Genomic DNA, 16,441 nt, shown 5'->3' with positions numbered 1-16,441 from the left:
ATTGCTTTTAGCTATTTCACTGTTAAATATTAAATGCCCTTTATAACCTGTTGCACTTCCCCATCCTTGACATAAACTCTCGGAATCCGTTTACTGATCATACAGACGACTTCATAATTAATCGTTCCTATCCTATCTGCCACTTCAGTAACTGTGATCTCATCCTCTCCATCTTGACCGATCAATGTTACTTCATCTCCTACTTCTACTCCATCAACCTCTGTTACATCAATCATCAATTGATCCATACAAATCCTGCCAACTACTGGCACCCGTTTGCCCTTAACCAAAACCTGGCTATTAGAAGAAAGTAACCTACTATAACCATCTTCATAGCCTAATGGTAAGGTTGCTATCTTCTGCTGAGCAGTAGTTTTATAAGTCCTGCCATAGCTAATATCGGTTCCAGCAGGCACCTCCTTTAAATGAGCAATTCTAGCCTTTAATCTCATCCCTGCTCTTAAATCAATTCTTTGCTCAACCTCTGAAGAGGGCCAAAGTCCATAAGTTATAATCCCTAATCTAACCATATTAAAATATGTCTCAGGCAGATCTAAAAATGCCGCACTATTAGCACTATGCTTAATCGGAATCTCAATCCCTTGATCCTCCAAGTCCTTAATTAGCTGTTCAAATTTATTTAATTGCTGATAAGTATAGGTCTTATCTTCTTTATCTGCTACTGCAAAATGAGTATAAATCCCTTCCACTACTAAACTATCCAGTTTAGTTATTCCAGCCATAAACTCCATTACTTCTTTAGGTTGTAAACCAACCCTACCCATTCCTGTATCAACTTTAAGATGAAGTTTAGCTTCCTGATTTAAATCTTGTGCTGCAGTAGTTAAACTGGTAGCAAGCTGTTGATCATAAACGGTCTGGATCAGATCATACTTAACTACCTCACTGGCTAGTTCAGGTGGAGTCCAACCCAAAATCAAGATCGGAACTTCAGTTAAACCAGCTTTTCTTAATTGAATTGCCTCATCTAAGATAGCTACTGCTAACCGATCTGCTCCTTCTTCTAGAACTGTTTTAGCCACTTCTACTAGACCATGACCATAAGCATCTGCTTTAACTACTATCATTAGCAGCGTATCATCAGGCAAATTCTTTTTAAACTCAGCAATATTATACCCAATATTATCTAAATCTATTTCTACCCAGGCAGGTCTTAATTTAAATCTTGCAGTCAAGTTATCATTATCCATGCTTGATTCCCCTTTATATTAAGCAATAATTAGGATTAAAAACTATTAGCTAATAGTTCTTTAGGAGGATGATATTCTAAGCCAAAAGCTTCTGCTACTCCTTGATGAGTAACTTTACCATCATATACATTTAAGCCTTTTAATAATGCTACTTCATCTAATAACGCATCTTGATATCCTTGATTAGCAAGTTTGAGTGCGTAAGGCAAGGTCACATTTGTTAACGCATGAGTTGAAGTTCTGGCCACTGCACCTGGCATATTTGTAACAGAATAATGAACTACCCCATGTTTAGTAAAGACTGGAGCCTGATGTGTTGTTGGATAACTCGTCTCTATGCAACCACCTTGATCGATTGCTACATCTACAACAACTGAACCTTCCTTCATATCTTTAACCATTTCTTCTGTTACTATATATGGTGCTTTAGCACCTGGAATCAAGACTGCTCCGATTACTAGATCTGCCGTTGTTACTTCTTCATAAACATTATATTTATTCGACATTCTTGTCTTTATATTTCCCATAAAGATATTATCAATATATCTTAACTGACTAGCATCAATATCTAAAATAGTTACATCTGCTCCTAAACCCTTAATCATCTTAGCTGCATTAATCCCTACTATTCCACCACCAATTACTACTACTCTAGCTGGTTTAGTACCTGGGACTCCTCCTAATAAGACCCCTCGACCACCTTTTGGTTTCTCTAAAAATAATGCTCCTTTTTGAGCAGCTAATCTACCTGCTACCTCACTCATTGGCGTCAATAATGGTAAAGAGCCATCCTCTAGCTCAACTGTTTCATATGCAATTGAAACAACCTTTTTTTCCATTAACGTTCTTGTTAATTCTTCTTCAGCCGCTAAGTGCAAATATGTATATAAGATCTGCTCTTCTTTAAATAGATCATATTCTTCTGGTACTGGTTCTTTAACCTTCATTATCATCTCTGCACTAGAAAATATTTCTTGATGTCTCTGTAAGATTTTGGCCCCTGCTTGTTCAAATTCTTGATCTGAAATTCCACTACCTTCTCCTGCTGCTTCTTCAATTATTATTTCATGTCCTTGGTTAGTCAGTGTCTCTACACCTGCTGGAGTAACTGCTACTCTATTCTCATTATTCTTAACTTCCTGCGGTACACCTATAATCACTTTTATTCCCCCTCTTAGTTGTGAAGCCTTTTTCGATTATCTTTACTATTTTATCAAGCATGTTGATTATCTATACAGAGTAAAAAGAGCGATGAGTTGATTAAATCAATTCATCGCTTTCATTTAAATTTATTAAAAGTTTACCGTTCCAGCAAAGCTATAGTTACTATCAGAATCACCAGATAAGTTTAAGTCGACAAATGGTAGGTTAAGACCTAATCCACCAGTATATGTCCGATCTCCATCTATTTGATAACCACCTAACCTAACAGCTAGCAAACCAAGAATAATATCCTTCTCTGCTCCTAAACGATAGATTCTGTCCTCATCTTCAGGAAATTCTATATCTGCTGCTACTATTGCTCCGATCGGAAACGGTAGATTAGCAGCTGCTCCTACAGTCACAGTTCGGGGTTGTCCATCTTCTAAACGATCATAATCATCATCCCACTCAAAACTAGAGACTGCATTACGGACATTGACGCCTAAATTAATCATATTCGTTGCTCGCATTAAAGCACCAACATCTAGACCATAACCACTAGCAGTTGTGCTTCCATCATTCATAAATTCATCAGGATCAAAATTTTCAAAATTATTATCATTATAGTCATCAGGATCTACATTATCACTATTCACTTCATAAAAATCATATCGACCATACAATGTCTTGACGTTGGCCCCTACCGAAATCGTTCCTAAATTCAATGGTCCATTGGTTAAGTTAGTTCCCATTGAAAAGATCCCTTCTGCTATTAATTCATTCTCAGCTGATCGTTCAAAATCTAAATCATCTAAATCATCTAAATTATCTAAATCATCTAAATCACCTTCATTAGGCATTTCCCTTTCATCAACTACTCTAAACTGATTATTAAAAGTCGCTCCTAGACCAAATCTCCTTAAATTTGCTGCTGCCATACCATTTATCTGCAGACTACTATCTTCAGGAACCTCTAATTCTCTAAAACTCCCATAATCCTCTGCATTCTCTGCATCACTGACAAAGTCTCTCATATCACTCAAACCACTCAACTCTCCACCAGCATTAGCTTGCAGTCCTAACATACCACTCCGTACCAGTCCAGCTGGATTCCAGTAAATCGCACTGGCATCATCAGCCACAGCAGTAAATGCACCACCCATTCCATGGGCTTTAGTGCCATATATCTGACCTGCAACAGCCGTACCAGCAGTTACTACTACTAACGACAAGATTAACAATAACATCCAAGCTCTTTTCATCTTCATCCCCCACCTTTATAATTTGTTAAGAACCACTATCGTTACATAATTTCTATGTTTTAGATCAAAAACCTCTTTTTTTAACATTAAATTTCAATAATAGTGGCTCCTTGATCAGTAGGGTAAACTACTAAATACTGAGCTTCAATGCCATGCTTAGCAAAAAATTCTTTCATCTCAGTACCGATTCTCTCTTCCTCTTGTAGCGTCAGGGCGATTGCTGTTGGCCCAGAACCACTCAGTACAATCCCCAACACTTCTTCAGATAAATTGTCTATTACTTCATCTAATCCAGGAATCAGACCTTGCCTATAAGGCTGATGTAAGCGATCATCTAATGCCTGTCCGATCAGTTGATAATCTTCTGTTAACAGACCTGCCAATAATAGACTGGCATGGCTGACATTAAAGACTGCATCTTTAAACGAGACCTTCTCAGGTAAAGCACCCCTCGATTTAGCAGTCGTTAGCTGATAGTCTGGAATACAGACTACAGTCTTCAATTTAGCTGGAGGAGTTATTTTTTTATAAATAACTCCTTGCTCCTTGACAGTAGAAATAACCACTCCACCTAATAAAGCAGGAGCTACATTATCAGGATGACCTTCTATCTCAGTTGCTAAGTTAAGTAATTGTTCAGTTGTTAACTGCTCTCCACTCAATTTATTAGCTGCTAGCAATCCACCAACAATAGCAGCAGCACTACTTCCTAAACCACGGGCTAAAGGAATCCGATTGATAAGTTTAATCTTTAATCCTGGGGGTAGATAATCAACAATATCAAATAAACGTAACATACTCTGATAAACTAAATTGCTTTTATCAGTAGTTAATTCTTTCACTCCATACCCAGCAACCTCAATCTCTACCCCTTCTTCCTTCTGCTCTACTTCAATTGAATTGTATAAGCCCAAACTCATACCAAAAGTATCAAAACCTGGTCCTAAATTAGCAGTAGTTGCTGGAATCTTGATCTTAAACATTGCTGTCACATAACCGCTCTAAATTAAACTTATCGTGAATAACCTTAACAGCCTGGTCAGCTCTTTCTTCATTAATTAAACAAGAAACCTTTATTTCCGATGTACTGATCAAATCAATATTAATATCTTCATCAGCTAATGCCTCAAACATCTTAGCTGCTACTCCAGGATTAGTCACCATACCCGCTCCTACTATTGATACCTTGGTCACTTCAGTATCATAAATCAATTCTGTATAACCCAACTCTCCTTGTAATCCTTTTAGATTAATTTTAGCATGATCTAAATCTTCTTTATCAATTGTAAAAGTAATATCATTTAGTCCATCATAATCCACATTCTGAATAATCATGTCTACATTAATACCATCTTCAGCTAGTCCAGTAAAGATCCTAGAAGCAATACCCGGTTCATCAGGTACTCCTATTAATGATAATTTTACTGTATCACCATTACATGTAACACCTGTTACTACAATATCTTTTTCCAATTCTCCTACCTCCTTAATATATGTTCCAGGGCAACAATAAAAACTAGATTTAACCACCATTTCAATACCATACTCTTTAGCAATTTCAACCGATCTAGGATGTAACACTTCAGCACCTAAACTAGCAAACTCTAACATTTCCTCATAAGAAACTTCATTTAATTTACAAGCACTTTTAACAACTCTAGGATCAGCAGTATAAACTCCATCAACATCTGTATAAATTTCACATAAATCCGCTCCAAGAGCAGTTGCTACTGCAACACCTGTTGTATCAGAACCACCCCGTCCTAAAGTAGTTATTTCATTATCAAATGTAACCCCCTGAAAACCAGCTACAATTACTATCTTATCCTGAGTAAGTTCTTGTTCCAACCTTTCAGGATTAACCTTTAAAATTTTAGCTTTAGCATGCAAATCATTGGTTATAATTCCAATTTGAGAACCAGTTAAAGAAATCACATCTTCACCCAATTCATTAATAGCCATTGCCAACAATGAAACTGAAACCTGTTCACCTGTCGAAATTAACATATCATACTCACGTTTAGGAGGATCATCAGTAATTTTTTTGGCCAACTCAATCAATTCATCTGTAGTATCCCCTAAAGCTGAAACTACCGCTACTATTTGGTTACCTGCTCTTTTTCGTCTTACAATTCTTTCTGCAACTCGCTTAACTCGATCAGTATCTGCTACTGAACTACCACCATATTTTTGAACAATTAATCCCATAAAACTTCCTCCTCTAATTACAATTAACAATTTATATCATTTTCCTATCATATCATAGCTTTGATCTATAAGCTGTGAGGCGTAAGTGTGAACCAGTTCAAGACCTAAATTCAAAATCACTCTAAAATGAAACATAATTGATATATAGCTTAACTTCAATTTACAATGTACAATTTACAAAATTGACAATTAAAACCTTTAAATCTTATAACCAAAATCAATCAAAGCTTATTATCACAAGGTTTTTCAGAAAACTTAAGCTTTTAAGAACTTGATCTTTAATTGTAAATTGTACATTCCGTCAATTGTCAATTGTGAAGCTATATTGTAACATTATTTCACTTTAAAGTTGGAGATCTATAAAATTGCTCGCTATAAGTTAAAACAAAATCTACTTTTATGTTTTTTAATAGTTTAGCTCACAGCTCATAGCACACGACTCACAGCTATTTACTTACCTCTTTACTATTCTAACAAGTATTATTAATACTCTTCAACTCTAATTAAACTGGCCACTTCTTTAACATCTGACAAAGAAGCAATCTTTTCTAGTGCAGCATTAAGATCCCCTTCTTTAACCTGATGAGTTACTAAAACCAATGGTACAGTATCATTACTTCTACCTTTTTGAATTACAGATTCAATACTGACTTGATGCTCTCCTAATAAACCTGTTATCTTTCCTAAAACTCCTGGGTTATCTAATACTTCTAATCTTAAATAAAAACTTGACATTACTTCTTTTTGAGCTATTACTTCTTTTTGCTCAAAACAAGTACAAGATATTCTTCCTTGAGCTGAAAAATTAACATTTCTGGCAGCAGTAATAATATCACCTACGACAGCACTTCCAGTCGGCATCTGACCTGCTCCTGGACCATAGAACATTACTTCATTGATGGCATTCCCTTCCACAAAGATAGCATTAAAGACATCATTAACATTGGCCAATGGGTGTTCTATAGGAACTAATGTAGGATGTACTCTAACTTCAATCCCATTATCTTCTTTTCCAATAGCTAATAACTTAATCTTATAATCTAACTCTTGCGCATATAAAATATCTTCTTTAGTAATCCCAGTTATCCCTTCAATATAAATATCATCTATATCAACTTTAGATTCAAAAGCAATCGATGCTACGATAGCCAATTTATAAGCAGCATCATGGCCCTCTATATCTGATGTAGGATTAGCTTCAGCATAACCAAGTTCCTGAGCCTTAGCCAATACATCAGAAAATTCCGCTCCTTCTTGCTCCATTTTAGTCAAAATATAATTAGTAGTACCATTAACAATTCCCATTATATTTGTAATCTTGTTTCCAGCTAAATCCTCTTTTAAAGGACTAATAATTGGAATTCCACCACCAACACTGGCTTCAAAATAGATATCGACTCCCATTTCTCGAGCAGTAATCAATAATTCATGACCATGCTTAGCTACTAACTCTTTATTAGCAGTCACTACACTCCGCCCACTCTTAAGTGCTTCTAAAATAAACTCTTTAGCTGGATGAACTCCTCCAATCAATTCTACAACTATTTCAATTTCTTGATCATTAATTATCTCTTCAAAATCATCTGTTAACTTATCCGACGCAACATCAACTAACAATTCTTCACTTTTATCTTTAACTAATACTTTAGCCACAGTCAATTTAGCACCTGACTTATTAGCAATACTAGTAGCATTCTGTTCTAAGATTTTATAAACCCCTGAACCAACAGTTCCACATCCTAATAATCCTACCTTTATTTCCTTCTCCATACTATCTCCTCCTTAAAAGTTATCTTTGTTTAAAACTTTGTTTAATTAGTTTTACTCTTTTTATTCCTACTATATCTTCTAGATTACTTATTAATTGTTCAACTGATATTACTAAATTACTACTCTCGATCGTTATAGTTACATGAGCCACTTGTTCTAAAGGAATATCTTGATTTATAGTTAATATATTTCCATGATATCGAGCAATTTGGCTTAAAACCTTAGATAGATTACCCTTTTGATCAGTTACTAATAATGATAATGTTGCTAATTCTTGTCGTTCTTGTTCCACAAAAGCAAATATATAATCTTTATACTTATAATAAGCACTTCTGCTTAACCCTACTCTTTTAACTGCTTCTTTAATCTGCTCTTCTTCTCCATTCTTTAATAATTCTTTTACTTTAACAGTCTTCTTCATAGCCGATGATAAGATCTCTTCAGCAACTATATAAAAATTTTGTCCCATTATAACCCCCTATCGTTGTCCTTTCTAAAAAAACTCTTGTCTGTCTTATATGAACATTACAACGAATTATAACATCCTTTTTGATCTTTTGCAAGGGTTTCAAAAAAAACGTACAACAATTAAGTTGTACGTCAATAATTTCATATTTTATTTTTGATAGATTAAAGTACCACTTGTTTGGGCCAACTCCCTAAAAGCTGTAATCAACTGCTTAGTATAGTTACCAGGTTGTCCATCTGCAATCTCTCTAGAATCAATCTTAACAACCGGAATCACCTCAGCAGCAGTACCAGTTAAGAAACACTCATCAGCAGTATATAGATCATGACGAGTAAAGACCTCTTCTCTGACCTCTAAGCCGAATTCAGGAGCAACTTCTAAAACTACTCCTCGTTTAATCCCTTTTAAAGCTCCTATATATGTAGGAGGAGTCTTTAAAACACCATCCTTGATAATAAAGATATTATCACCCGTACATTCTGCAACATACCCTTCATTATTCAACATCACTGCTTCTAAAACACCTGCTTGATTAGCCTCAATCTTAGCTAAAATATTATTTAAATAGTTCAGAGACTTAATTCTTGGATTTAAGGCTTCAGGAATATTACGACGAGTTGGAACAGTTACCACATCTAAACCTTCCTCATAAAATTCCTCAGGATACAACTCAATATCACTAGCAATAATTATTACAGTTGCTTGCCCACATTTATTAGGGTCTAATCCTAAATCACCAACTCCCCGCGAAACAACTAATCTAATGTAAGCATCCTCTAATTCATTAGCTCTGATTGTCTTTAAGACTGCTTCTCTCATTTGCTCTTTATCTAAAGGTACATCCAACATGATTGCTTTAGCAGACTCATATAATCGATCTAAATGCTCTTCAAATCGAAAAACACGACCATTATAAGCTCTAATTCCTTCAAAAATTCCATCACCATATAAAAACCCATGATCAAAGACAGAAATTCTAGCTTCTTCCTTCTCTACTAGTCTATCATTTAAAAATATTTTCTGACTACTCATAATACTCACCTTCCTTAAAATTATTATCTACTATTATAATTAAAATTAGATCAATTTGCAAATTAATCAATATTTTTTAGACCTTATATTAAAAAAGATATAGTAAGGGTAGCTAATCCATTCCCCACTATATCTTTAAATCTTTAAATCTTTAAATCTTTAAATCTTAAAATTTGAATTTTAAGGCTATTAACCCTTATTCAAGTTCATCATTTTCTAACCTGTAACTTACTTTACATTAACATCTTCTTTTAAAGATTTACCAGGTTTGAAAGCTGGAACTGTTCGAGCAGGAATTTCCATCTCTTCGCCTGTCTGTGGATTACGCCCCATACGAGCACTACGATCTCGCACTTCAAAACTACCAAATCCAATCAATTGAATCTTGGCCCGCTCATCAGCTGGCTTCTTAGCTTCTTCCTGTAAATTTTCAGTTACTACATCTAACATTGCATCCAAGGTTTCCTTAGTATCTTTTTTAGTAATTCCTGTCTTTTCAGAAATCTGCTCTACTAATTTAGTTTTAGTAATATTTTTTGCCATCATAATTCACCTCCTACTAGTAATTTAAACATTTTCAATGATTATTATGCCACAGATAAACTTCTTGACAAGCTTTATTATTCCTCCTTTTTTTATAAAAAAACAATAAATAAAGAAAAAAAACCAGCCAATTGACTGATTTTTATAAAATAATGCAGATTAAGCCTCCGCTTCCTTCATTTATTATCTTTTGTAAAGTATCTTGAATCTTATCCTGAGCCTTAACTGGCATTCTATATAACTTGTTATTAATTCCATCTTTAACTAAATCATGTAATGAGCGACCTAGAAAATCAGAATCCCAGATTGCAGTTGGATTGGCTTCGAACTCTTCTTCAAAGAATTGAATTATTTCTTCACATTCTTCTTCTGTACCTACTACAGGAGAAATTTCAGTCTTAATATCTGCCCTAATCAAATGAATTGAAGGAGCAGAAGCTGTTAATTTAACCCCAAAATGACCTCCACGCTTAATCATCTCTGGTTCTTCAAAGATCATATCTTCCAACTCCGGTCTTACAATCCCATAGCCTTCTTCTTTAGCTTTAAGTAATGCACCTGCTACCTGATCATACTCCTTTTTGATTACACTCAACTCTTTAACCAAATTAAATAAATGGTGTTCCCCTTCTATTTCTAAATCGGTCAATTCTTCTAACGTTTCGTAAAATAAATCCTCCTTTAAATTGAAGTCTAAAGCAGCTATTCCACTACCTAAATTAAGATCAGAAACTGCAACCTCTTTAGCATGTTCATTCTCACTTAGTTGCTCAAATAATTTATCAACATCTCTTAAAGTAAATACCTCTTGGATTGCTTGATTTATACTTTCATCTATATCTTGACTTAACCAATGCTCATCATCCAATTCATCAATCCATAATGGCAGATCAATATTAATCTCTGTTAACGGAAATTCGTACAGTACTTCTCGCAATACATTTACAATATCATCACCTTCTAATTCCAGACAATTAACAGCAATTACCTTTTTATTAAACTTTTCCTCTAATTGCTGAGCCAACTCTTGAGTCTCTTCACTCTCAGGTTGAGTAGAATTAAGCACAATAATATATGGTTTTCCTAACTCCTCTAATTCTTCAACAACTCTGCGTTCACCTTCAATATAATTTTCTCGTGGCAAATCAGTAATTGTACCATCAGTAGTAACTACTAAACCAATTGTAGAATGATCTTGAATCACTTTCTCCGTTCCTACTTCAGCAGCTTTTTGGAATGGAATTGCCTCTTCAAACCAAGGGGTAGTTACCATTCTAGCTCCTGATTCTTCTTCATACCCTAAGGCCCCCTGTACTCTATAACCAACACAATCAACCAATCTGATCTTGCAATCAACGTTCTCATCTAAATTAATCTTGGTTGCCTGATTAGGAACGAATTTTGGTTCAGTTGTAGTAATCGTTTTACCTTCACCACTTTGCGGTAATTCATCTCTAGCTCGCTCCTGAACATGTTGATCTTCAATATAAGGCAAAACTAATAAATCCATAAACTTCTTAATAAATGTAGATTTACCGGTTCTAACTGGCCCTACTATCCCAATATAAATGTCCCCATTTGTTCTAGTTGCAATATCCTGATAAACACTAAAACTTTCCATCAGTTACCCTCCCTTTTATATTAAAACCTATAAGAATAAAATGGGCTATCGCCCACTTTAGATTAAGGTTAAGACTGAGGTTAAGTAAACCATTAAAAACAATGATATTAAAAAATCATCCGAAATCACTGAAAAGTAACAATTTCCCAAAGGAGAACAAACTCTCTTATCAGCAACTCAACTGTCAGCCATTAATATTTTTTCAAAGATCACTATATATATATGACCTGAATTTTATATTATTCCTCGGGAGAGAAGAAAACAGCTCAAGTTTAAGGCTAAGGTTGAGGCTAAGCCAACCAACTTTAAATTAGAACTTTATTACAATAATGTGGCACTTTTGTGCCACATTATTGAGTTGACAGTGTACAGTGAACAGTTTACAGTTAAGATCAAAACCTTAAAAAATTAAGATCTCTGAAATGCCTTATGTTCGCAGGTTTAGAGTGATTTTGATTTAAGATTTTAATGGTTTTAACTGTTAACCGTCAACCGTAAACTGTACACTGATATAAAGTGGCAAAGTGCCACTTTATATCAATTAAGCTTCATTTTTAAATTAAGCATCTACAAGATAAAAAAGACAGGGAATATTATCCCCTGCTCTAAGATCCGATATAAAAATTTTGATTTTTGACTGACAACTCATAGCTCATGTCTGAATTACCAGCAACTATCCTCTACTATCTCCTCTAATTCATGTTTAGCTCCTCGTAACATCAAGTCATTAACAGCTTCTTTAGGATCTTTATCTTCAAATAAAATCTGATGAATCTCACTTGTAATCGGCATTTCTATCTCTAACTCTTGAGCAAAAGCATAAACTGCTTTAGCAGTTCTTACCCCTTCTGCTACCATCTTCATCTCAGCTAAAGCTTCATCTAAGGTCAATCCACTACCGATTTTATAACCTAAGCGACGATTACGACTATGTTGGCTAGCACAAGTTACAATCAAATCTCCTAAACCTGATAAGCCTGAAAAAGTAATTGGATCAGCACCCAGTTCAGCACCTAATCTTTTTATCTCTGCTATTCCTCTAGTAACTAAAGCAGCTAACGCATTATCACCATAACCTAGCCCATCAGAAATTCCAGCGGCAATAGCAATTATATTCTTGACTGCTGCTCCTAATTCAACACCAGCCAGATCAGGATTGGTATAGACTCTAAAATAATCTGTCATAAATAGATCTTGAACTCGTTCAGTTAATTGCTTCTTACAACCTGCTACTACAATCGTCGTTGGCAAGCCTAAAACTACCTCTTCAGCATGAGTTGGCCCGCTTAAGACCAAAATATTATCATGTAATTTACTATCTAATTCATCTTTTAAGACCTCTGACATCCTTAAATGAGTCCCTTCTTCAATCCCCTTGGAGGCACACACAATAATTGTATCTTGAGCTAATAACCCTTTTAATTCCTGGGCTACTATCCTTACAACATGAGAAGGAACAACAACTAAGACAATATTGGCCCCTGCTACAGCTTCTTCAAGATCGGTGGTGGCTGTTAATCCTTCTGGTAACTTAACATCTGGCAAATAAGAATTAATATGTTCTTGGTTGATCTCATCTGCTTTTTCTTGAGAGATGTCCCTTAAACATACATCATGACCATTATTATGAAGTGATACAGCCAGTGCCGTACCCCAACTACCTCCACCAATAACTGCTATTTTATCACTCACTTTAAATCCTCCTCAACTAAATTTTAATTTAATCTTTTTTTTCAACTTGAGTTTTTGTAATCTTATTTTCAGTACCTGCTAATAAACGTTTAATATTTGGCTTATGTCCATATATTACAAAGATAGCTATCAACAGACCAAAAAGAACATATTCTGTAGGTTTATTAAATAAAAACATCATAATTGGAATTAAGACCGCCCCAATAATCGAACCTAATGAAACATATTTAGTTATAGCCACAATCAATGCCCAAACAATAAATACAACAAAAATTGCTCCAGGGGCCAAGCTAGTCAAGACCCCAACAGAAGTAGCTACTCCTCGTCCACCAGTAAACTTTAAAAACAAAGACCAATTATGACCAACAATAGCCATCACACCTACTAATAAGATCAAAAAAGGTTCTTCAGGAAAGAAACTACTTGCAACAGTAATACCTAATAAACCTTTTCCTATGTCTAACAAGGCAACTACAAATCCCATTCCTAGCCCCATTATGCGATAAGCATTGGTTGCACCAATATTACCACTCCCATAGTCACGAATATCTACCCCTTTAACATACTTAGCTACTAATAAACCAAATGGAATTGAACCTAATAAATAGCTAATTCCCATTGCTAATAATAATCTAATAATCATTACTCTTCCTCCTAACTTCTTTCCCTAACTATTATTTTGATTGGTGTCCCCTCAAACCCAAATGCTTTCCTTAACTGATTCTTTAAATAACGTCGATAAGAAAAATTAATCAATTCAGGATCATTAACAAACATTACAAATGTAGGAGGTTTAACTCTTGGTTGAGTACCGTAATAAATCTTTAATCTCTTTCCTTGCTTATTAGCTGGAGGTTCAAACATTAATGTTGCTTCTTCAATTACACTATTTAAGACACTCGTATCCACCCTTCTAGCATGCTGCTCTGCTACATAATTTGCAATCTCTAACACCTCTAAAACTCTCTTACCTGTCAAAGCCGAAATAAAAGTAACTGGTGCATAATTCAAAAATTTAGCTTCATACCTGATCTCTTCTAAGTAACGATTCATTGTTCGTCCATCTTTTTCAATCAAATCCCACTTATTAACTACTAGTACAACCCCTTTTCCTCCTTCATGGGCATAACCAGCAACCTTTTTATCCTGCTCTGTCATTCCCTCAGTGGCATCTATTACCATTAAAGCAATATCAGAGCGATCTATAGCCTTTAAAGAACGAATTACACTATAACGCTCAACGCCTAAATTAACCTTACCTTTCCTTCTAATTCCTGCAGTATCAATAACTACATACTCTTTATCTTCATGTTCAAAATAGGTATCAATTGCATCTCGGGTAGTACCAGCTATATCACTGACAATTACCCTATCTTGACCTAAAATCTTATTGACTAACGATGATTTACCAACATTTGGTCTACCAATGATTGAAATTTTAATTGCATCTTGAGCATAATCATCATCCTCTTGTTCAGGAAAGTGACTGATTACCTGATCTAATAAATCTCCAGTTCCCAACCCATGTTGAGCAGAAATTAAATAAATCTCACCAAACCCTAATTCATAAAAATCATACTTGTCCATTTCTGCTTGTTCATGATTTTCAGCTTTATTAGCTACAACAATTATTTCTTTATTCGATTGTCGTAAGAAATCAGCTACTTCTCTATCCCTAACAGTCAACCCTTCCCTAATATCAACTACAAACAAGATCACATCTGCCTCATCAATAGCCATCTGTGCTTGATAACGCATCTTATCTTTTAATTCAGTATCAGCATCTAATTCAATCCCTCCTGTATCGACCAATAAAAAAGGTCTCCCTAACCACTCTGTATCAGAATATAACCTATCTCTTGTAATACTTGGTTTATCTTCAACAATAGAAACTCTATTACCAACTATTCGATTAAATAATGTTGACTTACCTACATTTGGACGTCCAACAATTGCCACTACTGGCTTATTCATTCTCAACACCTCCATAATTTTCTCTAACTATCTGCTCCACTAAATCACTTGGTTCATTATTAGCTCTTCTAGCCTCAGCTGGAATTTGAGATTCAAATTCATCCCAAGTCAGATCATCTAAAAATAAATTTTCTTCATTGAGCACAATGTCTGGAATAATTACTATCTCTCCTAACTTCTTTTCTTCTTTCAATTTTTGTAATATATCTTTTCCAGTCAACAGCCCAGTCACTGTTACTTCGGAACCAAAATAATTATTTTCCACTATTATCAGCTCAACTATTAAACCTTGAATCTGATTTAATCTAGTAACAATCGGCTGTAATGCTTTAGCCCCTAAAACTCCACTAACAATTGAAACCTCTCTTCTTTCAGAAAGCTTGTCTGGTAAATCTCCTTCTATCTTAGAAAAACAATCCCAAAATAATCTGACCATACCTACTCCATTATCTAATTGAACAAAATCATCATATTCTTCAGCAACTGGTACTTGTTGCTCAGCTAAAAGATAAAACTCATCAGACAAATAAACGAAATTAATACCATAATTGGTCCTAAACTTAATTTGCCACTTTTTCACCAAATTGATTAATTGCTTAGCCTCTTGTTCAGTAAAAGATCTTAAATCAGATAAACCTTCTCTAAATTTTGTTAAACCCACTGGTACAATAGCTAATGATCTAACCTGTGGGAGAAACTCTACCAAATCTTTAATCGTTCTTTCTAAATGTCCTCCATCATTTACTCCCGGACATAAGACCACCTGGGTATTAAGTTCTATTCCCGCTGCAGTTAATTCTTCAATTTGCTCCACTATTCTTCCAGCATTCTTATTATTAAGCATCTTTTCTCTTAAGTCAGGTTCAGTACTATGTACCGAAATATTCAAAGGACTTAACTGCATCCTTTTAATCCGCTCAAGCTCTGCTTTAGATAAATTCGTCAAAGTTATATAACTTCCTTCTAAAAAAGAAAACCTATAATCATCATCCTTCAAATTCAAAGTAGCTCTAGACTTTAAAGGAGCTTGATCAACAAAACAGAACATACAATTATTATGGCATTTTTTCAGCCCATCAAATATAATTTCGGAAAATTCAATGCCTAACACTTCATCATAATCCTTTTCAATCTCTAACACCCAACACTCCCCATCTTGCTTAATTACCTCAACCTCTAAATAAATATCTGTAATCAAAAATTTATAATCTATAAAATCCTTAATTTCCCTACCATTAATCTTGAATATTATATCCCCACTTTCCAATCCTAATTCTTGAGCAATACTATTCTCCTTTACCCCTTCAATTTCCAAACACTTATCTAAGTTAACAATTTCTTTATTCTCCATTATTTCACCTCAATACCAAATCCCTAATTCTCTTCTTACTTATTATCTTATATTGAACCAGTTTCGTCAAGTCTATTAGGAAAATCGAACTTAATTGATATATAGTTTCACTTTTAAAATTAAAATCTGCAACCAATAAACTTCAAAATCAGTTTCGAGAGGGCT

General features: G+C 34.7%; 14 protein-coding genes. All 14 read right to left on the bottom strand.

What is annotated here, in order from left to right; genetic code table 11:
• Positions 1-29 precede the first annotated feature (29 nt).
• The 14 genes from alr to MWH25_RS07560 all read right to left on the bottom strand — a co-directional run bounded on the left by alr (position 30) and on the right by MWH25_RS07560 (position 16,276).
• Positions 30-1,211: an alanine racemase gene (gene alr / locus MWH25_RS07625; RefSeq protein WP_248627055.1), complete on the bottom strand. Its 1,182-nt coding sequence runs from the start codon at positions 1,209-1,211 to the stop codon at positions 30-32.
• A gap of 35 nt (positions 1,212-1,246) precedes the next feature.
• Complete coding sequence (gene ald / locus MWH25_RS07620; RefSeq protein WP_248627054.1) at positions 1,247-2,371, bottom strand: alanine dehydrogenase; 1,125 nt, start codon at positions 2,369-2,371, stop codon at positions 1,247-1,249.
• Positions 2,372-2,503: 132 nt separating this feature from the next.
• Complete coding sequence (locus MWH25_RS07615; protein WP_248627053.1) at positions 2,504-3,616, bottom strand: hypothetical protein; 1,113 nt, start codon at positions 3,614-3,616, stop codon at positions 2,504-2,506.
• Between the two features lie 86 nt (positions 3,617-3,702).
• Positions 3,703-4,599, bottom strand: coding sequence for a homoserine kinase (thrB, locus tag MWH25_RS07610; protein ID WP_248627052.1), 897 nt, complete (start codon positions 4,597-4,599; stop codon positions 3,703-3,705).
• Positions 4,592-5,824 (bottom strand): aspartate kinase, encoded by a 1,233-nt coding sequence (locus tag MWH25_RS07605; RefSeq protein ID WP_248627051.1) that lies wholly within the window; start codon positions 5,822-5,824, stop codon positions 4,592-4,594. Before MWH25_RS07605 ends, thrB begins: the two co-directional genes overlap by 8 nt.
• A gap of 483 nt (positions 5,825-6,307) precedes the next feature.
• Positions 6,308-7,594 carry a homoserine dehydrogenase gene (locus MWH25_RS07600; protein ID WP_248627050.1) on the bottom strand — a complete coding sequence of 429 codons (1,287 nt, stop codon included), beginning with the start codon at positions 7,592-7,594 and terminating at the stop codon, positions 6,308-6,310.
• A gap of 19 nt (positions 7,595-7,613) precedes the next feature.
• Entirely contained in the window at positions 7,614-8,063 is a 450-nt protein-coding gene (locus MWH25_RS07595; protein WP_248627049.1) for an ACT domain-containing protein, read from the bottom strand.
• 147 nt (positions 8,064-8,210) lie between these two features.
• Entirely contained in the window at positions 8,211-9,095 is an 885-nt protein-coding gene (ilvE, locus tag MWH25_RS07590; RefSeq protein ID WP_248627048.1) for a branched-chain-amino-acid transaminase, read from the bottom strand.
• A gap of 228 nt (positions 9,096-9,323) precedes the next feature.
• Positions 9,324-9,626 carry an HU family DNA-binding protein gene (locus MWH25_RS07585; protein ID WP_248627067.1) on the bottom strand — a complete coding sequence of 101 codons (303 nt, stop codon included), beginning with the start codon at positions 9,624-9,626 and terminating at the stop codon, positions 9,324-9,326.
• Positions 9,627-9,780: 154 nt separating this feature from the next.
• Positions 9,781-11,259 (bottom strand): stage IV sporulation protein A, encoded by a 1,479-nt coding sequence (gene spoIVA / locus MWH25_RS07580; RefSeq protein ID WP_248627047.1) that lies wholly within the window; start codon positions 11,257-11,259, stop codon positions 9,781-9,783.
• A gap of 663 nt (positions 11,260-11,922) precedes the next feature.
• Positions 11,923-12,951, bottom strand: a complete 1,029-nt coding sequence (locus tag MWH25_RS07575; protein ID WP_248627046.1) for an NAD(P)H-dependent glycerol-3-phosphate dehydrogenase — start codon at positions 12,949-12,951, stop codon at positions 11,923-11,925.
• A gap of 28 nt (positions 12,952-12,979) precedes the next feature.
• Positions 12,980-13,594: a glycerol-3-phosphate 1-O-acyltransferase PlsY gene (gene plsY / locus MWH25_RS07570; protein WP_248627045.1), complete on the bottom strand. Its 615-nt coding sequence runs from the start codon at positions 13,592-13,594 to the stop codon at positions 12,980-12,982.
• An 11-nt stretch (positions 13,595-13,605) separates the two neighbouring features.
• Positions 13,606-14,925: a ribosome biogenesis GTPase Der gene (gene der, locus MWH25_RS07565; RefSeq protein ID WP_248627044.1), complete on the bottom strand. Its 1,320-nt coding sequence runs from the start codon at positions 14,923-14,925 to the stop codon at positions 13,606-13,608.
• On the bottom strand, positions 14,918-16,276 hold the full coding sequence (locus MWH25_RS07560) for a DUF512 domain-containing protein (RefSeq protein WP_248627043.1): 1,359 nt from the start codon (positions 16,274-16,276) through the stop codon (positions 14,918-14,920). The genes der and MWH25_RS07560 overlap by 8 nt, the downstream gene beginning before the upstream one ends.
• Positions 16,277-16,441 lie beyond the last annotated feature (165 nt).

Source organism: Natroniella acetigena (genome assembly GCF_023227745.1).
Classification (GTDB): domain Bacteria; phylum Bacillota; class Halanaerobiia; order Halobacteroidales; family Halobacteroidaceae; genus Natroniella; species Natroniella acetigena.
This window is presented reverse-complemented; position numbering and strand designations above follow the sequence as displayed.

Bases quoted from the DNA above. Each gene is read 5' to 3' on its own strand.
- alr (WP_248627055.1), bottom strand. From the start codon at position 1,211: ATGGATAATGATAACTTGACTGCAAGATTTAAATTAAGACCTGCCTGG.
- MWH25_RS07615 (WP_248627053.1), bottom strand. From the start codon at position 3,616: ATGAAAAGAGCTTGGATGTTATTGTTAATCTTGTCGTTAGTAGTAGTA.
- der (WP_248627044.1), bottom strand. From the start codon at position 14,925: ATGAATAAGCCAGTAGTGGCAATTGTTGGACGTCCAAATGTAGGTAAG.
- MWH25_RS07600 (WP_248627050.1), bottom strand. From the start codon at position 7,594: ATGGAGAAGGAAATAAAGGTAGGATTATTAGGATGTGGAACTGTTGGT.
- MWH25_RS07595 (WP_248627049.1), bottom strand. From the start codon at position 8,063: ATGGGACAAAATTTTTATATAGTTGCTGAAGAGATCTTATCATCGGCT.
- spoIVA (WP_248627047.1), bottom strand. From the start codon at position 11,259: ATGGAAAGTTTTAGTGTTTATCAGGATATTGCAACTAGAACAAATGGG.
- MWH25_RS07605 (WP_248627051.1), bottom strand. From the start codon at position 5,824: ATGGGATTAATTGTTCAAAAATATGGTGGTAGTTCAGTAGCAGATACT.
- thrB (WP_248627052.1), bottom strand. From the start codon at position 4,599: ATGTTTAAGATCAAGATTCCAGCAACTACTGCTAATTTAGGACCAGGT.
- ilvE (WP_248627048.1), bottom strand. From the start codon at position 9,095: ATGAGTAGTCAGAAAATATTTTTAAATGATAGACTAGTAGAGAAGGAA.
- plsY (WP_248627045.1), bottom strand. From the start codon at position 13,594: ATGATTATTAGATTATTATTAGCAATGGGAATTAGCTATTTATTAGGT.
- MWH25_RS07560 (WP_248627043.1), bottom strand. From the start codon at position 16,276: ATGGAGAATAAAGAAATTGTTAACTTAGATAAGTGTTTGGAAATTGAA.